The sequence below is a fragment of the Fontimonas thermophila genome, from assembly GCF_900113085.1.
In the GTDB taxonomy this organism is placed as follows: domain Bacteria; phylum Pseudomonadota; class Gammaproteobacteria; order Nevskiales; family Nevskiaceae; genus Solimonas; species Solimonas thermophila.
Window position 1 is genome coordinate 241,821 of the sequence record NZ_FOOC01000003.1, and the last position, 21,183, is coordinate 263,003.

19 protein-coding genes are annotated in these 21,183 nt (G+C 62.8%); 17 read left to right on the plus strand and 2 right to left on the minus strand.

From position 1 onward, the window contains the following. The first annotated feature begins 101 nt into the window (after positions 1-101). The 5 genes from gltX (at position 102) to BMZ48_RS04435 (ending at position 6,354) form a co-directional block, all read left to right on the plus strand. Complete coding sequence (gene gltX / locus BMZ48_RS04415) at positions 102-1,520, plus strand: glutamate--tRNA ligase (protein ID WP_091532312.1); 1,419 nt, start codon at positions 102-104, stop codon at positions 1,518-1,520. A 20-nt stretch (positions 1,521-1,540) separates the two neighbouring features. Further along, positions 1,541-3,463 carry a threonine--tRNA ligase gene (gene thrS, locus BMZ48_RS04420; RefSeq protein WP_091532314.1) on the plus strand — a complete coding sequence of 641 codons (1,923 nt, stop codon included), beginning with the start codon at positions 1,541-1,543 and terminating at the stop codon, positions 3,461-3,463. Positions 3,464-3,536: 73 nt separating this feature from the next. Next, on the plus strand, positions 3,537-5,051 hold the full coding sequence (locus BMZ48_RS04425; protein ID WP_091532316.1) for a sensor histidine kinase: 1,515 nt from the start codon (positions 3,537-3,539) through the stop codon (positions 5,049-5,051). Between the two features lie 2 nt (positions 5,052-5,053). Then, positions 5,054-5,911: a M23 family metallopeptidase gene (locus BMZ48_RS04430; RefSeq protein WP_091532318.1), complete on the plus strand. Its 858-nt coding sequence runs from the start codon at positions 5,054-5,056 to the stop codon at positions 5,909-5,911. Continuing rightward, positions 5,908-6,354 carry a DUF1499 domain-containing protein gene (locus tag BMZ48_RS04435; protein ID WP_091532320.1) on the plus strand — a complete coding sequence of 149 codons (447 nt, stop codon included), beginning with the start codon at positions 5,908-5,910 and terminating at the stop codon, positions 6,352-6,354. The genes BMZ48_RS04430 and BMZ48_RS04435 overlap by 4 nt, the downstream gene beginning before the upstream one ends. A 7-nt stretch (positions 6,355-6,361) precedes the next feature. Here BMZ48_RS04435 and BMZ48_RS04440 read toward each other — a convergent pair whose 3' ends face one another. Continuing rightward, positions 6,362-6,703 (minus strand): histidine triad nucleotide-binding protein, encoded by a 342-nt coding sequence (locus BMZ48_RS04440; protein ID WP_091532322.1) that lies wholly within the window; start codon positions 6,701-6,703, stop codon positions 6,362-6,364. Positions 6,704-6,774: 71 nt separating this feature from the next. On the opposite strand from BMZ48_RS04440, the gene msbA reads away from it, so the two are divergent. The 11 genes from msbA to BMZ48_RS04490 all read left to right on the plus strand — a co-directional run bounded on the left by msbA (position 6,775) and on the right by BMZ48_RS04490 (position 17,244). Beyond that, entirely contained in the window at positions 6,775-8,541 is a 1,767-nt protein-coding gene (msbA, locus tag BMZ48_RS04445; protein ID WP_091532324.1) for a lipid A export permease/ATP-binding protein MsbA, read from the plus strand. Then, on the plus strand, positions 8,541-9,530 hold the full coding sequence (lpxK, locus tag BMZ48_RS04450) for a tetraacyldisaccharide 4'-kinase (RefSeq protein ID WP_091532325.1): 990 nt from the start codon (positions 8,541-8,543) through the stop codon (positions 9,528-9,530). Before msbA ends, lpxK begins: the two co-directional genes overlap by 1 nt. Next, complete coding sequence (locus tag BMZ48_RS04455; protein ID WP_091532327.1) at positions 9,530-9,712, plus strand: Trm112 family protein; 183 nt, start codon at positions 9,530-9,532, stop codon at positions 9,710-9,712. Before lpxK ends, BMZ48_RS04455 begins: the two co-directional genes overlap by 1 nt. Further along, on the plus strand, positions 9,709-10,470 hold the full coding sequence (gene kdsB, locus BMZ48_RS04460) for a 3-deoxy-manno-octulosonate cytidylyltransferase (protein WP_091532329.1): 762 nt from the start codon (positions 9,709-9,711) through the stop codon (positions 10,468-10,470). Before BMZ48_RS04455 ends, kdsB begins: the two co-directional genes overlap by 4 nt. A gap of 188 nt (positions 10,471-10,658) precedes the next feature. Further along, complete coding sequence (locus BMZ48_RS13275; protein WP_200769514.1) at positions 10,659-11,042, plus strand: TonB-dependent receptor plug domain-containing protein; 384 nt, start codon at positions 10,659-10,661, stop codon at positions 11,040-11,042. After that, complete coding sequence (locus BMZ48_RS04465; protein WP_268762362.1) at positions 10,930-12,969, plus strand: TonB-dependent receptor; 2,040 nt, start codon at positions 10,930-10,932, stop codon at positions 12,967-12,969. Before BMZ48_RS13275 ends, BMZ48_RS04465 begins: the two co-directional genes overlap by 113 nt. A 59-nt stretch (positions 12,970-13,028) precedes the next feature. Further along, positions 13,029-13,709: a Fe2+-dependent dioxygenase gene (locus BMZ48_RS04470; RefSeq protein WP_091532331.1), complete on the plus strand. Its 681-nt coding sequence runs from the start codon at positions 13,029-13,031 to the stop codon at positions 13,707-13,709. Between the two features lie 3 nt (positions 13,710-13,712). Beyond that, a complete protein-coding gene (locus BMZ48_RS04475) occupies positions 13,713-14,351 on the plus strand; it encodes a PepSY-associated TM helix domain-containing protein (RefSeq protein WP_091532333.1) in 639 nt (212 codons plus the stop codon). 22 nt (positions 14,352-14,373) lie between these two features. Next, complete coding sequence (locus BMZ48_RS04480; protein ID WP_091532335.1) at positions 14,374-14,922, plus strand: DUF2271 domain-containing protein; 549 nt, start codon at positions 14,374-14,376, stop codon at positions 14,920-14,922. 21 nt (positions 14,923-14,943) lie between these two features. Further along, the gene (locus BMZ48_RS04485) at positions 14,944-15,762 is read left to right on the plus strand and encodes a DUF4198 domain-containing protein (protein ID WP_091532336.1); all 819 of its coding nucleotides are present in this window, start codon (positions 14,944-14,946) and stop codon (positions 15,760-15,762) included. Positions 15,763-15,795: 33 nt separating this feature from the next. Then, the gene (locus BMZ48_RS04490; protein WP_091532338.1) at positions 15,796-17,244 is read left to right on the plus strand and encodes a sulfite reductase subunit alpha; all 1,449 of its coding nucleotides are present in this window, start codon (positions 15,796-15,798) and stop codon (positions 17,242-17,244) included. A gap of 17 nt (positions 17,245-17,261) precedes the next feature. Here the strand turns inward: BMZ48_RS04490 and BMZ48_RS04495 are convergent, their stop codons facing one another. Then, positions 17,262-19,952 carry an Rne/Rng family ribonuclease gene (locus BMZ48_RS04495; RefSeq protein ID WP_091532339.1) on the minus strand — a complete coding sequence of 897 codons (2,691 nt, stop codon included), beginning with the start codon at positions 19,950-19,952 and terminating at the stop codon, positions 17,262-17,264. A gap of 279 nt (positions 19,953-20,231) precedes the next feature. Between BMZ48_RS04495 and BMZ48_RS04500 the strand changes: the two genes are divergently transcribed. Then, positions 20,232-21,179 (plus strand): RluA family pseudouridine synthase, encoded by a 948-nt coding sequence (locus BMZ48_RS04500; protein ID WP_091532340.1) that lies wholly within the window; start codon positions 20,232-20,234, stop codon positions 21,177-21,179. The last annotated feature ends 4 nt before the right edge of the window (positions 21,180-21,183 follow it).

Below are 21,183 nucleotides of genomic sequence, written 5' to 3' on the forward strand. Positions count from 1 at the left end.
AATAGTCTAGAATTTCCCGCTTCACGCGGCATTTCCTGCCGGAGATGGCGCACAGGTGCGCCCTGTTTTTCGGTTCTCGTCACTTACGGTTTTCGTCACCCATGACCGTCGTCACCCGCTTCGCACCCAGCCCGACCGGATTTCTGCACATCGGCGGGGCCCGCACGGCGCTGTTTTCTTACCTCTATGCCAAGCGGCATGGCGGCAAGTTCTTGCTGCGCATCGAGGACACTGACCGCGAGCGCTCGACGCAGGCGGCGGTCGATGCGATTTTCGAGGGCATGGCCTGGCTCGGTCTGCATGCCGACGCCGAGCCGGTATACCAGACGCAGCGTTTCGACCGTTACAAGGCCGTCATCGCGCAGATGCTTGAGGCGGGTACGGCCTATTACTGCTACTGCACCAAGGAAGAGCTGGAGCAGATGCGTAACGAGCAAATGGCGCGCAAGGAGAAACCGCGCTACGACGGACGCTGGCGCCCCGAGCCGGGCAAGCAGCTGCCGCCGGTTCCCGCCGGTGTGCAGCCGGTCGTGCGGTTCCGCAATCCGGCGCACGGCAAGGTCGTGATCCGTGACCTGATCAAGGGCGAGATCGTTTTCGACAATGCCGAGCTCGACGATCTCATCATCGCCCGGGCCGACGGCACGCCCACGTACAACTTTTGCGTCGTCGTCGATGACATGGACATGGGGATTACCCACGTCATCCGCGGCGACGACCACGTCAACAACACGCCGCGCCAGATCAATATCTTCAGGGCATTGGGTGCGACCCCGCCGCAGTACGCGCACGTCTCGATGATTCTGGGGGCCGATGGCGCCAAGCTGTCCAAGCGCCACGGCGCGCTCGGGGTCATGGAATACCGTGCGATGGGTTTTCTGCCCGAGGCCATGCTCAACTACCTCGTGCGCCTGGGCTGGTCGCATGGCGACCAGGAGTTGTTCACGCGCCAGGAGATGATCGAGAAATTCGATCTCGATCATGTCTCCGCCTCGCCGGCGCGCTTTGACATGGAAAAAGCCTACTGGGTCAATCACCAGTATCTGAAGACGGCGCCGCTTCATGCGGTCGTGCCGGAATTCGACTGGCATTTACGCCGGCTGGGCCTCGATCCCGCGCAGGGGCCTGCGATCGAGGATGTCATCCGCGCCCAGCGCGAGCGCTGCCGCACGTTGCTGGAGATGGCCGAAAAGTCCCGTTTCTTCTACGCCGAACTAAGCGGTTACGACGAAAAAGATGCGGCCAAGCATTTGACGGCCGAGTCGGCAGACCTGCTCGAAGCGTTGGTGGGGATTCTTGCCGCTCTACCGGCGTGGACTGCGACCTCTTTGCATGCCGCGATCACTGGTTTTGCCGAATCGCGCGGTCTTGGATTGGGCAAGGTCGCGCAGCCGATCCGCGTCGCCGTCGCCGGCATGGCGGTGTCGCCGCCGATCGATCAGACCTTGTTTCTGCTGGGGCGCGAACGCACGCTCGCGCGGCTTGCCGCCGCCGTCCGCTATGTTCGCGGTCAGTCCTAGGTTTTCACGCCGCCATCGCCATGCCCATCGAAATCACGTTTCCGGACGGCAACAAAAAAACTTTCGACGGTCCCGTGACCGGGCTTGAGATCGCCCAGAGCATCTCGCCCGGTCTTGCCAAGAGGGCCGTCGTCGTCTCCGTCAACGGCGAGCTGTGGGATCTGACTCGCCCGATCGACCGCGACGCGACGATCAACATCATCACCCGCGACAAGCCCGAAGCGCTGGAGGTGATCCGCCACGACGCCGCGCACGTGCTGGCGCAGGCGGTGCAGGAGTTGTTCCCGGGGACACAGATCACCTTTGGTCCTGCGACTGAAACCGGCTTTTACTACGATTTTGCGCGCGATACGCCATTCACCGAGGCCGATCTCGAAAAAATCGAGCAGCGGATGCGGGAGATCGTCAAGCGCGATCTGCCGATCCGGCGCGAAATCTGGCCGCGTGAGCGCGTGATCGAGTATTTCCGCGCGCAGGGCGAGAGCTTCAAGGCCGAATGGGTCACCGAGGGCATCGCGCCCGAGGAGCCGATCAGCATCTACCGCCAGGGTGATACCTGGCTCGATATGTGCCTGGGCCCGCACCTGCCATCGACCGGCCGGCTCGGTAATGCCTTCAAGCTCACCAAGGTCTCCGGCGCCTACTGGCGCGGTGATGCCAGCAACGCGCAACTCCAGCGCATCTACGGCGTCGCTTTTGCCACCGAGGATGAGCTCAAGGCGTATTTGAAGATGGTCGAAGAAGCCGAGAAGCGCGACCACCGCAAGCTCGGCAAACAGCTCGGGTTGTTCCACATCCAGGAAGAGGCGGTCGGCCAGGTGTTCTGGCATCCCAAGGGCTACACGATTTACCGGCTGCTGGAGGACTACATCCGCAACAAGATCGCCCAGCACGGCTATGTCGAGGTCAAGACACCGCTGCTGATGGACCGCAAGCTCTGGGAGACGTCCGGGCATTGGGAATGGTACCGGCAGAACATGTTCGTCGCCGAAGTCGATGAGGGCGACGAGCGCAAGGCGATGCTCGCGGTCAAGCCGATGAACTGCCCGGGACACATGCAGATCTTCAAGCAGGGGATTCGCAGTTATCGCGATCTGCCGCTGCGCATGGCCGAATTCGGCTCCTGTCACCGCTATGAGCCGAGCGGCGCCTTGCATGGTTTGATGCGCGTGCGCGGCTTCACCCAGGACGATGCGCATATCTTCTGCACGCCGGAGCAAATGCCGGCGGAGGCGGCTGCCGCCGGCCGGCTGATTTTCGAGGTTTATCGTGAGCTCGGTTTCGACAAGGTCGAGGTCAAGCTGTCGACGCGACCGGACAAGCGTATCGGTGACGATGCGCTCTGGGACAGGGCCGAGCGCGAACTCGCCCACGCCTGCGAGCTGATGAACGCGCCGTATACGATCAATCCGGGTGAGGGCGCGTTTTATGGTCCCAAGCTGGAATTCACGCTCTACGACGCCATCGGCCGTCCCTGGCAGTGCGGAACGGTGCAGGTAGATTTCAACCTGCCGGAGCGCTTCGGTATCGAATACGTCGCCGAGGACGGCTCACGCCGGCGCCCGGCGATGCTGCACCGTGCGGTGCTCGGTTCGCTCGAACGCTTCATTGGCATTCTCATCGAGCAGTACGCCGGCGCATTGCCGTTCTGGCTCGCCCCGGTGCAGGCGGTGGTTGCACCGATCGTCTCCGACGCCGATGGCTATGCCATCGAGGTTTGCGCGGCGCTCAAGGCCGCCGGCATCCGCGCCGAATCCGATCTGCGCAACGAGAAAATCAATTACAAGATCCGCGAGCACGCGACGCAGAAGATTCCGGTCATCGTCATCGTCGGCCGCAAGGAGGCCGAGGAACGCACTGTCACGCTGCGCTTCCGTGGTGAGGAAAAACAGGAAACCTTACCGCTTGGTGATGCCGTTCGGCGCCTGAGGGAATCCCGCTGACGGGCGTAAGATCGGCACAGGCCACACCCTGCGGCATGATGGTTGCGTGTGGCAGCAAAAGGCGGGGTGTATCATGACGGAAACGACGGGCATCCCGGCGATCGGGGCAGCAGCGGATATCGATCCGCGCTGGTACCGCGATCTGGTCGAAACCGCGCCGGATGGTATGGTGCTGATCGATGCGGAAGGCCGCATCGTGCTGGTCAATGCCCAGGCCGAGCGACTGTTCGGGTACACGCGCGAGGAGCTGCTGGGACAGTCCATCGAAATGCTCGTGCCGGAAAAATACCGGCGCGGTCATCTGCGTCACCGTGAGGGCTTTTTTGCCGAGCCCCGCACCCGCGAGATGGGTGCCGGCACCGAGCTGCCGGGCCGGCGCAAGGACGGCACCGAATTTCCGGTCGAAATCTCGCTCAGCCCATTGCGCACCGACCGCGGCCTCTACGTCATGGCGGCAATCCGCAATGCCCAAGAGCGCAAGCGCGCCAACGACAAGTTCCGTGCGCTGCTGGAAACCGCACCCGATGCCATCATCATCATCGATGCCGCCGGGCGGATCCGTCTCGTCAATGCCCAGACCGAGCGCCTGTTCGGCTATCAGCGCGATTCGCTGATCGGCAAGCCGATCGAAATCTTGATTCCCGAACGGCTGCGCAGCCGTCATGCCGAGCATCGCACCGGATACTTCCGTTCACCCAAGGTCCGCGGCATGGGAGTAGGTCTGGAGCTGCTCGGCCGGCGCAAGGACGGCACCGAATTCCCGGTCGAAATCTCGCTCAGCCCACTGGAGACCGAGGAGGGAGTATGGGCGACGGCAGCGGTGCGCGATGTCACCGAGCGCAAGGCCTTCGAGCGCCAGCTTGCCGACTACGCAGAGAATCTCAAGCGCTCCAATCGTGAGCTCGAACAATTCGCCTATATCGCATCCCACGATCTGCGCGCGCCCTTGCGCAGTCTCATTGGCTTTTCCCAGTTACTGCAACAGCGACATGCGGGCCGACTCGACGGCGAGGCGCTGGAGTTTCTGGGCTACATCACGCAGAGCGCCAAGCAGATGCAGTCGCTGATCGATGCCTTGCTCGAATTTTCCCGGGTCAGCCGTACCGAGCAGGTTTTTGTGCCGGTGGACTGCGAGGGGGTGCTGTCGCGTGTGGTGCATCAGCTCCGGGCGCTGATCGACAGCCGCAACGCCCAGATCACCCATGCGCCCTTGCCGACCGTACTCGGTGTCGAGCACGAGATCGTGCAGTTGTTCCAGAATCTCGTCACCAACGCATTGAAGTTCCAGCCAGGACCGCAACCGCGCGTCGAGATCGATGTCCAGGCCGAAGGCGGCTTCTGGCATTTCACGGTCGCTGACCAGGGTATCGGTATTGCGCGCGAATACCACGACAGAATTTTCCAGATCTTCCAGCGGCTCCATCCGACCGAAGAGTACGAGGGTACGGGCGTGGGGCTGGCGATTTGCAAAAAGATCGTCGAGCATCATGGCGGGCGCATCTGGGTCGATTCCGAGCCGGGCAAGGGTTCGATCTTTCATTTCATCCTCCGGTCCGCGCCGCCAGGTGAAGGAGCAGCGACATCGTGAAAATGGGGCTGCCGGCCGTGTGGGCCGGATTTTGGTTTGTGAGCGTCGCGATGGGGTGCGCAGCCGCCGACGCCGGCATTCCCGGCGTTGCCATCGATGGCGAGTGGCGTCAGGGCAGTGTGCTCTTCGGTCAGGCACCGCCGGGCTCGCGTGTCTGGTTCAATGGCCGTGCGTTACGCCTGACCGCGGATGGGCGGTTCGTCTTCGGTCTGCACCGTGACGAGCCGCCGACGGCGGAGCTCAAGGTCCAATTGCCAGACGAACCGGCGCCGCGCACATTCCAGGCCGAGGTGGCTCGGCGGGCGTACAGTATCCAGCGCATCGATGGATTGCCGCCGAAAATGGTGACGCCACCGCCCGAGGTGCAACGCCGCATCGCCGCCGAGCAGGCACTGGTGGCGCGGGTGCGCGAGCGCGACAGCGCATTGACCGGATTCACCGAGCGGTTCATCTGGCCATGCCTGGGCCCGGTGTCCGGTGTCTTCGGCAGCCAGCGCATCCTCAATGGTGAACCCAAGCAGCCTCACTATGGTGTCGATGTGGCCGTGCCGACCGGCACGCCCGTGCGTGCGCCAGCCAGCGGCGTCGTCAGTCTCGCGCATCCGGATATGTACTACACCGGCGGTACGCTGATGATCGACCACGGCCATGGTTTGCAGTCGGCCTTTTTGCATCTGTCCAAGCTGCTGGTCAAAGAGGGCGATGCCGTGCGCCAGGGGCAGGTGATCGCCGAATCGGGCGCCACTGGCCGGGCGACTGGCGCGCATCTCGACTGGCGTGTGAACTGGTTCGATGCGCGTGTCGATCCGCAGTCGCTGGTGCCGCCGATGGATCAGGCATTCGCGGAGCAGCGGCGATGAGCGCACGATGGCATCTGCAGCTTTGTATCATCGGTGCCCTGCTGTTGCAGGGCTGTGCGACGACAGCGCCCGCGGATTTGTGGCGGAATACCGGCACGTTTGCGGCCTGTCCGCCGCGGCCGAACTGCGTGTCGTCGGTCGCATCCGACTCAGACCATGCGATCGCGCCGCTGCGTTATTCCGGCACAGCCGCGGCTGCGCGCGAGCGGTTGATCGCTGCTCTTGCAGCGATGCCGCGCAACCGCATCGAGTACGCGACCCCCGAATACCTGCACGTCGTGTTCGTGAGCCGCTTGTTGCGGTTCCGCGATGATGTCGAGTTCCTGATCGGCGATGGCGTCATTCAGGTGCGTTCGCGCTCGCGGATCGGATACAGCGATCTGGGCGTCAATCGCGCGCGCGTCGAACGCTTACGCGCGTTGTTCGAACAGGGCGGCGGCTGAGCGACTGTCAACCCGGCGGCCATTTCAGCGGACGGCCGGCGAGGATGTGCAAGTGCAGATGGAATACCGACTGCCCGGCGCCGGCGCCATTGTTGATGACGATGCGGAAGGCATCGCCATAACCCTGAGCCGCAGCGATCTTGGGCGCGGTGAGCATCAGGTGGCCCAGCAGCGCCTGATCTTCGGCGCTGGCGCTGTCCAGGCGCGGGATGGGTTTGCGCGGCACGAGCAGGATGTGCACCGGTGCCGCCGGATTGATGTCGCGAAAGGCCACGCACTGCGCGTCTTCGTAAACGATGGTGCCAGGGATTTCGCGGTCGATGATTTTTTCAAAAAGAGTCTTGGCCATGGCGCGAGTCGTCAGGGTCGAGCGGTGAACACAGACATTGCTAGCATACGCCGGTTGATCCGATCTTTCGCATGAGCGCAGCCTCCGACGCCATCCGCAAACCCTGGCCGACATATCGACGTCTGCTCGGCTATTCCCTGCCACACTGGCGCGTGATGGTGCTGGCCTCGATCGCCACTGCGGGTTTTGCGGCCGTGGACGCGAGTTTCGCCGCGATGGTCAAGCCGCTGCTCGACAAGGCGTTCGTCGAGCAGAACCAGGCCTATATTCGCACCATGCCGCTGCTCATCGTCGGTCTGTTTCTGCTGCGCGGCATCAGCTCGTTTTGCGCCACCTATGGCATGAGCTGGGTCGCGCGCCGTGTCGTCAAGGACGTGCGTGGCCAGTTGTTCGAGAAGCTGCTGCGTTTGCCGGCACGCTATTACGACCACGTCAGTTCGAGTCAACTCATCGCGCGGCTGACATATCACGTCGAGCAGCTCGCCGATGCCGCGAGCACCGTGCTCACGAGCGTGCTCAAGGACAGCCTCACCATCGTTTTCTACATCGCGTTGATGACCTGGTTGAACTGGAAGCTGACCGTGTTCGCCTTCATCGTCGTCCCGTTCATCGCGCTGATCATCCGCTATGTCAGCCGCCGTTTCCGCAAAATCAGCGCACGGATCCAGGAAAGCGTCAGCACCGTGACCGAAGCGGTCGACGAGGCAGTGACGGGGCAGCGGGTCGTCAAGGTCTACAACGGCCAGGAGTTCGAGGCGCGCTATTTCGACAAGGTCAACGAAAACAACCGCTGGCTGTCGATGAAGATCGTCGCGACGCGGGCCGGCAGCGCAGCGGTGATCCAGTTCATCGCCGCCTGGGCGGTAGCGGCCATTGTCTTTTTCGCGACGCAACCGAGCATGATCGAAACGATGACTGCGGGTACGTTCACCGCTTTCATGCTGGCGATGCTGTCGCTGATGCAACCGATGAAAAACATGGGTTCGGTCAACGAGCGCTTGCAGCGCGGGATCGCCGCGGCGGCCGAGATTTTCGAGATGCTCGATCAAGAAGTCGAACCCGCCGATGGCGTGCGGCCGCTGGTGCGCGCACGTGGCGCGATCGAGTTCGACCACGTGCATTTCCGCTATCGCGATGATTTGCCGGATGCGCTCAAGGACATCAATCTGACGATCCAGCCGGGGCAGACGGTTGCTTTTGTCGGTCGGTCCGGTAGTGGCAAGACCACGTTGCTTTCTCTGCTGCCGCGGTTCTATGACGTCAGCGCAGGCAGCATCCGTCTCGATGGGTACGATCTGCGCGAATATCGCTTGCGTGATCTGCGCAACCAGATCGCGCTGGTGGATCAGCAGGTGCGGTTGTTCAGCGCAACCATCGCCGAAAACATCGCCTATGGTCTCGATCCGCCGCCCGATGAGGCGCGCATCATCGATGCCGCCAAGCGTGCGCATGCCTGGGAGTTCATCGAAAAGCTGCCGCTGGGATTGCACACGCCGGTGGGTCAGAACGGCGCGATCCTCTCGGGCGGCCAGCGCCAGCGGCTCGCCATCGCCCGCGCGCTGCTCAAGGATGCGCCGATTCTGATTCTCGACGAGGCGACGTCGGCGCTCGATACCGAATCGGAGCGTCTGATTCAGGCAGCGCTCGCAGAGCTCGTCGAAGGACGCACGACCTTGGTCATCGCCCATCGCCTGTCGACGATCCAGGATGCGGACTTGATCGTGGCGATGCAGGATGGCCGTATCGTCGAGACCGGCACGCACCAGACCTTGCTGACGCGCAACGGTCTTTATGCTGCCTTGCACCGCATGCAATTCGAGACCGAAGCGGGCACCTGATGAGAGCCTGGTTGCAGACCCGCTGGTACTCGCCAGTGCCGCCGCTGCCGCTGCTGCCACTGGCATGGTTGTATGGCCGTGTCGCTGCGGTGCGCCGCCGGCGGCTGCTGAGCACCGCGCCGTATTTGCCGGTACCGGTGATCGTCGTCGGTAACGTCACGGTGGGCGGCACCGGCAAGACGCCGTTCGTGATCTGGTTGGTCGAGCATCTTCGCCGCTGGGGCTGGAATCCGGGCGTCGTCAGCCGTGGCTATGGCGGCCGCGCGCCGCACTATCCCCACCGGGTCGATGCAGCGGACGATCCACGCCATTGCGGTGACGAGCCGCTGCTGATCGCGCGGCGAACCGCGGTGCCGGTCGTCGTTGATCCGGACCGCGTGGCTGCCGTGCGTCATTTGGTCGAGACATCGCGGGTCGATATCGTCGTGTCCGATGATGGTCTGCAGCATTACCGCCTCGCACGTCATCTCGAAATCTGCATCGTCGATGGTGCCCGCGGTCTGGGCAACGGTGCGCTGTTGCCGGCAGGACCGCTGCGCGAGCCGCCCGAGCGCTTGCGCGAGGTGGATCTGGTCGTCGTCAACGGTGATGGCTGGACCGATTCCGTATTGCGCCCGTTGCGCATGCACGTGCAGATCACCGATGCGCGGAGCATAAGCGGCAATGTGGTGCGTCCGCTCGCAGATTTTCGCGGCCGGCCGGTGCATGCGGTCGCCGGCATCGGTCATCCGGCGCGGTTTTTCGCAGCCTTGCGTGCGCGTGGACTCGATCTCATCGAACATGCGTTTGCCGATCATCAAGCCTACGACAGACAGACCCTGGCGTTTGGCGATGACTTGCCGGTGCTGATGACCGAGAAAGACGCCGTCAAGTGCGCGGCTTTTGCCGCCCCCCACTGGTGGCAGGTGCCGGCGCAGGCACAGCTCGCCCCTGCGGATGCGGCGCGTGTGCAAGAATCCGTGTCCCGTTTGCGGAGTGTCGCAGGATGATGGACAAGCGTCTGCTCGAAATTCTGGTCTGCCCGGTGACCAAGGCCCCTCTGGAATGGCATCCTGAACGCAATGAGCTGTGGTGCCGCGCTTCGCGGCTCGCTTACCCGGTCCGCGACGGGATTCCGGTCATGCTCGAAGAAGAGGCGCGACCGCTCAGCGAAGAGGAATTGGACGCGTGAGCGGTTTCAAGGTCGTCATTCCAGCGCGGCTGGGCTCGACCCGCCTGCCGCGCAAGGTGCTGCGTGAGGTCGGCGGCAAACCGGTGGTTCGCCACGTCTGGGAGGCGGCGCGTCGCTCCGGTGCCAGCGAGATCGTGATCGCGACCGATAGTGAGGAGGTGCTCCGGGTTTGCACGGGATTCGGCGCCGATGCGCAACTGACCTCGCCACAACACCAGTCCGGTACCGATCGGGCCAACGAGATCGCACGTAGCCGCGGCTGGGACGCACGCACGGTCGTCGTCAATCTCCAGGGCGATGAGCCGCTGATGCCGCCGGCGCTGGTGCGTCGGGCCGCCGAGTTGCTCGACGGCGATGCCGAAGCGCACATCGCCTCGCTGTGCCATCCGATCCATGCTGCCGAGGAATGGCGCAATCCCAACGTCGTCAAGGTCGTCATGGACCGCCGTGGCTATGCGCTGTATTTCTCCCGGGCTCCGATTCCCTGGCGGCGTGACGGTGGCACGCAAGATGCGCCACGGATGCCGGAAGGGCTCGTCTTTCGCCACATCGGGCTTTATGCCTACCGTGTTGCCGCGCTCGCCGAGTTCAGCCAGTTGCCGCCCGCGCCGCTCGAGGCATGCGAGGCGCTCGAGCAGCTGCGCGCGCTGACCTACGGATTCCGTATCCGCATGGGGGTAGTCGATACGCCACCGCCCCGCGGGGTGGATACCGAGGAAGATCTCAAGGTCGTCGCCGCTCTGTTGTCCCGCAGCTGAATCGGGCTGGCGGGGCGTAGGGCGGGCCTCTACTTCTATTGCGTGAAGCGCATGGCGCCGGCTTGACGCCAGCGAGCCGAGATCCCTGGCGATGTCGTGGGGGCTTGCAAACGCAAGCTGGGCGAATAAAATACACAAATGATAATTCTTATCATTTAGATTGTTATTTACTTTATTGGGGTGAACTCATGACAGCAATGCGAAAGACGCCGTGGGCTGCGGCGATGGCTGCGGTGTTCTCGGCTTCGATCGGGCAGGCACAAGAGGTCAGCGCCAACGAGCCGACCGAGCTTCCGCCGATGCAGGTGGAAGGTCACGAAACCGGCGGGTATGTGATCGGCGAGGTAAGTTCTCCCAAGTACACGGCGCCATTGCTGGATACGCCACAGAACATCACGGTCATCCCGCAGGAGGTCATGCGTGATCAGAATGTGTTCACGCTCCGCGACATCCTCGGCAATGTGCCAGGTATCACCTTCGGGGCGGGTGAGGGGGGGTGGCGGCTACGGAGACAGCATTGCGATCCGCGGCTACAGCGCCAGCAGCGACATCACCGTGGATGGTGTTCGTGACAGTGCGCAGTACACGCGGTCGGACTCTTTCAACCTCGAGCAAGTCGAGGTGACCAAGGGAGCGAACTCGGTCTACTCGGGGGTCGGTGCCATTGGCGGCACGATCAATCTCGTGACCAAGACCCCCAAGGCAAATGCCGAGCGTGTCATTACGGCCGGTGTCGGAACTGATGGCTACTATCGCCTGACCGCTGATTTGAACCAGCCCTTTGCCGAGACCGCCGCAGCTCGCCTGAACCTGATGACGCATGTCAATGACGTGCCGGGTCGTGACGTCGAGCGTTACGAGCGCTGGGGGCTGGCACCCTCGCTGGCATTGGGCATCGGCACGGCGACGCGCCTGACGTTGACCGGTTTTTATCAAGAAGACGAAAACATCCCGGAATACGGTGTCTTGTTCCGCAATAATCGTCCGGTTCCCGGTGTCGATCCGAGCGATTACTTCGGATATCGCAACGTCGATATCCAGAAGAGCAAGACTGCCAGTTCGACCGCGATCATCGATCATAGGGTCAGCTCGCTGCTCAGAATCCGGAATCTGAGCCGCTGGGCGCAGACAGAACAGTTGACGATCGTCGATCCGCCTCAGGGCAACGTTTGTATAGAGGCTGGCCAGCCCCCGCTGGGTGCCACGTCCGGCACCTGTACAACGTCTGGCACGTATCAGCCGTCCGGACCGCGGGGCAATGTCCGCGATACGGAGAACGCGATTCTGACCAACCAGACGGATCTGACCTGGACTTTTGCGACGGGAGACGTCCGGCACACGCTGGTGACCGGGTTCCAGCTCAGCCATGAGCGGTACGGTATCGACGGTAGCCGGGAATTCAACAATCCCGATGGCAGCCCGGTGACTTCTTTCCCTGTCATGGATCTCTACAACCCTGACAGTTTCTACACTGGTCCGCGGAATCGTTTGCGTACGAGCAAGGCAGATGGCAGCGTCGAGAACGTCGCGGTCTATGCGTTCGACGCATTGGAGTTGAGCGAGCGCTGGGAACTCAACGGCGGGCTGCGTTACGAGCGCAACGTTGGCAGCACGACGCCATATACGATCAAAACGTACACCGCGCCGACGAGCGCGAATCCGGATCCCGACAACAGCAATCTGGGGGCGATCATTGGCGGTGGGGTGCCGGCCACGAATAGCGAGGATCTGTTGTCCTATCGTGCCGGCTTGATTTTCAAGCCGGTTCCCAACGGCAGCGTTTACATCGCCTACGGCAATTCAGAGACGCCGTCCAAGGCATCCGTCAATGCCAGCTGCAGGGCGGTTCCGACCAGTTCCAGTGGTGCGAACTGTAGCGTCGATCCAGAGCAGGCGCGGAACTACGAGCTGGGGAGCAAGTGGGAATTCGCGGACGGCGCGCTCTCGGTCAATGCGGCATTGTTTCGCAATGAGCGCAACCGATTCCGGGTCAATGATCCGGAGAGCCCCACCGGCGAACAGGTTCTCGATGGTAAAAACCGTGTCGATGGCGTCGAGATCGGTGCGTACGGGCAGATCACTCCGCAATGGTCGGTGTTTGCCAGCTTTGTGCATCTCGATAGCGAGATTCTGCAAAGCGTTGCGGACGGAGTCGAAAGCGATCCGCAGAAGGGCAAGCCACTGCCGAATACTCCGGACAATGCATTGAGTCTGTGGACGGTATATGAATTACCGATCCGCCTGCGTGTCGGGTACGGGGTGCAGTACCAGGGCGAAGTGTTACCGAATGGTTCGGCGCCGGCACCCAACGATGTCAAGGTACCCGGATACTGGGTGCACCGTGCCATGGTGGGCTATGCGGCCGTGCCCAAGCTCGATTTTCAGCTCAACGTCAACAATATTTTTGACGAAGAGTATTACACGCGCATCCGTGGTAACGGTTGGGCGACGCCTGGAGAAGGGTTCAATACAGTGTTGAGCGCGTTCTATCGCTTCTGAACGGCGAGGCAGGCACGGTGCGCCTCCGGCGATGGAGGCGCCATTGCCCGGGGGCCACCATGCTGCTGCAAATACCGAATATCCTGACCAAGGATCAGGTTGCACACTGCCGACGCCAGCTCGACGAGGCGGAATGGGTGGATGGCAATGTTACATCCGGACCCCAGGCTGCTCTGGCCAAGAAAAACATGCAGCTTCCCGAGCAGTCTCCCGTTGCGCGTGCGCTGGGTGAAATGATTCTTTCTGCGCTCGGACGCTCGCCGTTGTTTTTTGCGGCAGCGTTACCGGCGCGCATCTACCCGCCCCTGTTCAACCGATACAGAGGCGGTGAATCCTTTGGCAATCACATCGACAATGCAGTACGTACCGTTCCGGGTTCGTCCGTACGCGTGCGCACGGATCTCTCGGCGACCCTGTTTCTGTCCGAACCCGATGAATATGAAGGCGGCGAGCTCATCGTCGAGGATCTCTACGGGATTCATCGGATCAAACTTGCGGCCGGTCATCTCGTGCTTTACCCGGCGTCGAGCGTGCATCGTGTGACGCCGGTTACGCGTGGGACGCGCCTCGCCTCGTTTTTCTGGATACAAAGCATGGTGCGTGACGATGGCGAGCGAACGCTGTTGTTCGATCTCGACCGTGCCGTCCAGCAACTCGCTGCGAATGCGCCGGATCATCCCATCGTCGTGCAACTCACCGGCGTGTATCACAACCTGCTCCGGCGCTGGGTGGATGTCTGAGTCATGGCGGACGACAAGTTCGATGCCGAGCGGTTTGGGCGTCGTGCCCTATGGCTGAAACACCTGCATCGATGGCACTGGATCAGCTCTGCATTGTGTCTGACGGGGTTACTGTTTTTTGCTTTTACCGGCATCACGCTCAATCACGCTGCCCAGATCGACGCAAAGCCCAGGACCGACCGGTACGTCGGCCTGCTTCCGCAGGCACTCGTCGCGATGCTGGGGGAGGGCCCTCGACATGGATATGCACCGCTGCCGACAGCGTTGCGGGATTGGCTCTCTGCGCAATGGGCGGTGCGCATGGGAGCACGACCAGCAGAATGGTCGGCGGACGAGATTTATCTGAGCTTGCCAAGGCCTGGTGGGGATGCCTGGTTGAGCATCGACCGCAGCAATGGCGCGGTCGAGTACGAGCTGACCGACCGCGGCTGGATCGCGTATCTCAATGATCTGCACAAAGGCCGCAACACCGGACCCGTCTGGCGCTGGTTCATCGATCTTTTTGCATTGGTCTGTCTGATCAGTTCGGTGAGTGGATTGCTGCTACTCAGGCTGCATGCGGCACAGCGCATTGCAACGTGGCCGACGGTCGGATTGGGTTTTGTGGTACCGCTGTTGCTGGCGCTGTTGTTCATCCATTGACCAGAGCAAGGGCATGTCTGCGATGTACAGAAGGATTTTCCAAGTGGTTTTGTGTGCGTTGACCGTCGATTCCGCGCATGCCGCTGCGCTGGAGGTGAGCGTACAGATTCCGCAACTTTCGGTTGCCGAATATCACCGACCATATGTGGCGATGTGGATCGAACGTCCCGATCGTTCGGTGGTCGCCAACCTGGCCGTCTGGTACCAGCAGAAGCGGGGCGGAGGGTCTGCAGAGGCAGCTGGCGCTGGGGCACCGGAGGGGGGTACCAAGTGGCTGCCCGATCTGCGCCAGTGGTGGCGGCGCAGTGGTCGAGCGCTCGCGTTACCGGTCGACGGAGTTACCGGCGCAACGCGTCCGGTGGGGACGCACGTGCTCCGTTTTGTCCAAGGACATCCACCGCTCGGTGAATTGACGCCGGGTCGCTATCGTCTGCTCGTCGAGGCGGTGCGCGAGGAAGGTGGCCGCGAGGTACTCGAGTTGCCATTCGAATGGCCGGTCGCTGCGCCGACCGAGCTCAAGGTTGATGGGCAAAGCGAGCTGGATAGCGTGAAGCTGAGTTTGGCTCCTTGATAAAGAGCAGAGGATTTCGTGATGAATGCCAAGACGATCTGCGTGGCTGTGCTGGCAACATTGTTGCTTGCGCCCGGTGTCCATGCGCACAAGCGTTGGTTCGAGCCATCCAAGACCGTTCTCAACGTCGGGCAGTGGGTGACGGTTGATGCCGCGAGTTCGACCGACCCCTTCATCCGCGACCACAACGCCTTACCACTGGACAACCTCGTCGTGACCGGGCCGGATGGCAATGCGGTGACGCCGGTTAATCTCTTCAAAGGACGTTTGCGCAGTAGCTTCGATCTCGAATTGGTGCAGGCCGGCACTTATCGGATTGCATGGGTCAATGAAGGGATCACAGCGGTCTGGGAGGAAAACGGTCAGCGTCGTGTCTGGCCGCCACGCGGCACACCGTTCACTCCCGAAGGCTTTGGGCGCGAAGTACCGGCAAATGCCGACAAGCTCAGGGTGATTCAAATGCTGGGGCGGCTCGAAACCTTCGTCACGGCGGGCAAGCCCAACGACATCGCGCTCAAGCCGGTAGGGCGGGGTCTTGAGTTGCAGCCGATCACGGGGTTCAACGATCTTTATGTAGGTGAGCCGGCCACTTTTCGTTTACTCCTCGATGGCAAGCCGGCTGTCGACCTCGAAGTCGTAGTCATTGCCGATGGCATTCGCTACCGCAACAGCGTCGATGAGATTCGTGCGAAGACCGATGAACACGGACGTTTTACGCTCGACTGGCCTAAGCCAGGCTTTTACTGGCTGTCGGCAACCGTCACGGATGACAGGGGTACACCACCCGCGACTGAGCGCCGTGTGAACTATGCCGCAGTGGTCGAGGTGCTGACGCCCTAAGTGCAATGACGCCTGCAAGCCAGGCGTAAAACGATGCAACGCTCGGTATCGCTTGCCGTAAAGGCTGCGTTCTTTTTACTGATCATCACCGCGGCATCGGTGCTCTTGCTCGTGCAGGGTGAGCCCTTTTACTGGGTTCCACCGGGTGCTTCCCGCTGCGTCTTGGCAGCGGTTGCTGTAACCGGTTACGGAGTGCTGTGCGCGCGGGCGTACCAGCGCCATCGACCCCGGCGGGCTCACATGCGCTCGGAGGATTTGTTGCTGGTCGCGTATGCCAGTCAGACCGGGCAGGCCGAGGCACTTGCTGAGCGCACTGCAGACGCCTTGCGCGCCGCGGGTTTATCCGTGCAGCAGGCGGCGCTCGCTGATATTGATCGGCACACACTCGTGATGACCCGACGCGCGTTGTTCATCGTCAGTACGACCGGTGAAGGCGATGCTCCGGATACTGCGAGTGCCTTTTTTGCGAGGGTTGCACCAGCGCTGCCCAGGTTGGACTCACTCGAGTATGGCCTGCTCGCTTTGGGAGATCGCAGCTATCGTCATTTCTGCGGCTTCGGTCGGCGTTTCGACAGCTGGCTGCAAGCGCGCGGTGCGCAGTCTCTGTTTCCGCGGATCGAGGTCGATCGTGGCGACGTCGCCGCGCTGGCGCGTTGGTGGCATCAGATCGAGGTTCTTGCACCCACTGGGATAGCGGCACAACCCAATCCGACCTGGACTGCATGGACGCTGCTCGAACGCCGGTTACTGAACGATGGCAGCATCGGTCGTCCAGCATTTCACTTGGAATTGGCTCCACCACTGGATGAGGTTGCACACTGGCGTGCTGGTGATTTGGTCGAGATCCGCATTCCGGGAAATGGCGGGTCGATCGTCCGCGAGTATTCGATCGGATCGATTCCAGCCGATGGACGGCTTCATCTTCTCGTTCGTCAGATGTGCTTGCGGCAGCCGGATGGGTCGGTGCAGCTCGGCGTTGGTTCGGGTTGGTTAACCCGAACCCTCGAGGTGGGGCAGAGTGTTGAATTGCGCATCCGCCGCAACAAGTCCTTCCATGGACCCGCGGACGATCGGCCCATGATCCTGATCGGTAATGGCACGGGCTTGGCTGGTCTGCGTGCTCACCTGCGCGAGCGGCAGATGCAAGGACGCTACCGCAACTGGTTGATCTTCGGTGAGCGTCAGGCCGCACATGATGCGTTCTATCGCGATGAACTTGAAGCAATGCATGCAGCCGGGGCGATTACACGCATCGACTGGGTGTTCTCGCGCGATACGCCGCGAAGGTGTTATGTGCAGGATCGGCTGCGCGAGCATGCAGATCTGCTTCGTGAGTGGATCGAAGCAGGCGCGGCGATTTACGTCAGTGGCAGCCAGAAAGGGATGGTGCCGGGCGTGAACGCTGCGCTGCTCGAGGTACTGGGCGCTTCGGCGCTGGAACGACTCAACGCCGAAGCGCGCTACCGCCGAGATGTGTATTGATCTCTCGCGCCCGATGCTCAGTCTGGCTTGCGGTGGTCGGAGACCGCTTTCTCGAACAGTTTGAGGTAGTCGGCCGCCGGCGCGGTTGCGCGGAACTGCGGTCGAGGCGGCTCGGTGGCGGCGGTGGAGTCGGGATTTGGCGGTGCAGTGCTCGCCGTCTCCGTGGACGTTGTCGTATCGACCGATACCGGTGGCGTGGGCGTTGCCTGTGGCGACGCGGGCGAGGTCGGCTGGACGGGCCCGGCCGCAGCAAGGATCGCCTTGTTTTCGGCGTCGGTGACTGTGGATTCGGGCGCAGACTCGTTCGGAGCCGGTACGGTGACCGGCGGCTCGGTGACGGGGGCCGCCGTCAGGGAAGTCGATGCGCGCGCCGGTATGTCCACGACAGGGGTGTCACGCGTTTCGCCCGGTACGCCGTCGATCGATGATGGCGGGGTTTCCGCCGGCATGCGGTCTGTGCCGTCGGCCGATGCGACGACATTGCCGCGGGCCTCGGCGGTGTCGGCGGTATCGCGATCCGCAGCGGTTGTCGGGATCGCAGCGCCTGCGGTTTCGCGGTCGCGGCGGCCCCGCCCACGTCCACCGCGGCGGCGGCGACGGCCACCCTCGCGGGTTTCGGAGCGTTCGCTCGCTGCTGCTGCGGCCGGCTCTGGTGGGTTGGCGGTTTCGGCCGCAGCGATTTCGGCGGACGCGGCTTGCGCATCGGCGATCGGCGGCGCCGGCGGCGTCGGCCGTTCCTCGCGGCGCGGCGGTTGTGCGCTGCGCGGCTGCTGAGATGGACGTTCGTCGCGCTTGGGTGCTTGCGCAGCCTGCGATGCGCGCGGCGGCGGGTTGCTCCGCTCGTCGCGCCGGGGTGGGGTTTGCTGCGGCCGCATCAGCGGATCCCGCCGCGACTGGCCATTGCGTTCGTCGCGGCGCTTGTCAGTGCGACGGGAGTCGCGGCGATCGTCATGCGCATTGCGGCTGCCCGAGGGCTGCACCGGAGGTGGCGTCGCCGGTGTGCGGGATACACCGATGCCCAGCCAGCGCTTGAGCTTCGCCCAGAGGCTTTCGCGGGTGACCGGCGTCATCACGGGTGTTTCGCGCACGGCGACGGGGGCGGGTGTCGCGGGCAGGATTTGTTTGACCGCGGCCTCTGCCGCCGGGCGGACGGGCGCCGGTGGTTTGGCCAGCTCCTCGTGTGCAGCGGCATCGAAATTCTGCGCCAGGGTGTAGCTGACGGCGTTGTTGTTGTCCTGTTGCAGGTGATCCGCGCGCACGCGACGGATCTCGTAATTCGGCGAATGTATCGTCGGGTTGGGGATGATCGCGACGTGCACACGCTCGCGCGCCTCGATCTCGCGTACCGCGAGGCGCTTTTCGTTGAGCAGGAATGTGCCGACGTCGACCGGAACCTGGGCGATGATGCGCCCGGTCCGTTCTTTCATCGCCTCTTCTTCGATCAGGCGCAGGATCGACAACGACAGGCTCTCGACCGAGCGGATCTGCCCTCGGCCCGAGCAGCGCGGGCAGGGGATCTGGGTGTGTTCGGCGAGCGTCGGGCGCAGACGCTGACGCGACAGCTCGAGCAGGCCGAAGCGCGAGATGCGGCCAATCTGGATGCGCGCGCGGTCCATTTCGACCGCCTGCTCCAGGCGCTTTTCGACCTCGCGCTGATTCTTGCTCGAGTTCATGTCGATGAAATCGATGACGATCAGCCCGCCCAAGTCGCGCAGACGCAGCTGCCGCGCGATTTCATCAGCGGCCTCGAGGTTGGTGTTCAGCGCGGTATCTTCGATGCTGGCGCCGCCGGTTGCCTTGGCAGAGTTGATGTCGATCGCGGTCAGGGCTTCGGTGTGATCGATGACGATCGAGCCGCCGGAGGGCAGACGGATCGTGCGCTCGTGCGCCATTTCGATCTGCGATTCGATCTGGAAGCGCGAGAACAGCGGCATTTCGTCCCGGTACAGCTTGAGCCGCGGCAGTTGCTGCGGCATCACGTGCTCAAGGTGGGTGCGGGCCTGTTCGTAGATTTCCTCGTTGTCGATGATGACTTCGCCGATGTCCGGGCGCAGGTAGTCGCGCAGGGCGCGCAGGATGATGTTGTTCTCCTGGTAGATCAAAAAGGGTGCTTTGCGCTCGGCCGCGGCTTTTTCGATCGCCGCCCAGATGTCCTTGAGGTAGTCGGCATCCCATTGCAGCTCTTCGAGGGTGCGGCCGACGCCGTTGGAACGGATGATGACGCCCATGCCGTCCGGGATTTGCAGTTTCTCGAGCGCTTCTTTGGCTTCTTCGCGCTCGTCGCCCTCGGCGCGGCGCGATACGCCACCGGCGCGCGGGTTGTTCGGCATCAGGACCAGGTAGCGTCCGGCCAGCGAAATGAACGTGGTCAACGCCGCTCCCTTGTTGCCGCGTTCCTCTTTTTCGACCTGGACGATGACCTCCTGCCCCTCCTGCAACTGTTCGCGCAGGTTGCCGGCTTTGCTCGGGTCTTTGAAATAAGAGCGGGCGATTTCCTTGACTGGCAGGAAACCATGGCGTTCGGCGCCGTAGTCGACGAAGCAGGCTTCGAGCGAAGGTTCGACGCGGGTGATGCGACCTTTGTAGACGTTACCCTTGCGCTGTTCGCGGGCGGCGGTTTCGATGTCGAGGTCGTGGAGTTTCTGTCCGTCGACGATCGCCACGCGCAGCTCCTCGCGCTGCGTGGCATTGATCAAGATACGTTTCATCGGTGGTTCCTGGTCGGCGCAAGCGGCGCGCAGCGGGGCAGATCAGCAGGACGGCAGTCATATGCGATGTCGTGTGTATGCCCGGGAGGCGCGGCTTGCGCGGTGGTTGTGCAGTGTTACTGGATGACCGGCGCAGGCGCCGGCCGTCTTAAAACGCGTCGGCAGCGGGCGGGCTGCTAAAATGCTGCGGCACCGCCGCCTCTTTCATCCGTCACCGTAGATTCCGGAACGGGCTGATTGGAAACAGTTTTCGCGCCGGAACCCACGGAGTCCCATAGTTTGACACAGAATCGTCCACAAGTCCGCAAGCTCGTCATCGATGCCCGTGAAGAAGGTCAGCGCATCGATAATTTCCTGATCAAACAATTGCCTGGCGTGCCCAAGTCGCACATTTACCGACTCTTGCGCTCGGGCCAGGTGCGGGTCAACGGCGGCCGCGCCAAGCCGGAGCGCCGGCTGGTTAGCGGCGACGAGGTGCGTATCCCCCCGGTGCGCGCCGCCGACAAGGGTGAAGCCGTGCGGCCACCCGATGCTGCGCTCAACCGTCTGCGCGAAGCCGTGCTTTATGAGGACGAGCACTATCTCGCTCTATCCAAGCCGGCGGGGTGGGCGGCGCACGCGGGTAGCGGTCTGACCTATGGCGTCATCGAGGCGGTCCGCGCCTGGGAGCGGTATGCCTTTCTTGAGTTGTGCCATCGCCTCGATCGCGACACCAGCGGCGTGCTGCTGCTCGCCAAATCGCGGTCGGCTTTGCTGCGGGCGCAACATGCGTTCCGGCAGGGCGAGGCCGACAAGCGCTATTTCGCCCTGCTGCTCGGCCGCTGGCGCGGCGAGGACCGCGATGTCGATGCCGCGTTGCTGCGCGATGCGCTCGTATCGGGCGAGCGGCGTGTACGGATCGACGAAGACGACGGCAAGCCGGCGAAATCGCGGTTCTCACCCCGACAGAAGTTCCGCGATGCGGTGCTCTGCGAGGTCCGTATCTTCTCCGGCCGCACGCACCAGATCCGTGTCCATGCCGCCGCCCTGGGTCACCCGGTGGCCGGCGATGAGAAATATGGCGAGCACGAGGCCAACCGGCCGCTGCGCGCGCTCGGTTTGAAGCGCATGTTCTTGCACGCCCATTTCCTCGGGTTGCCGGCAGCGGGGCCATTCCCCAAGCTGTTACTCAACGCGCCTTTGCCCGAGGAGTTGCGCGACGTGCTCGACCGCTTGCCGCGGGGGTGATGGG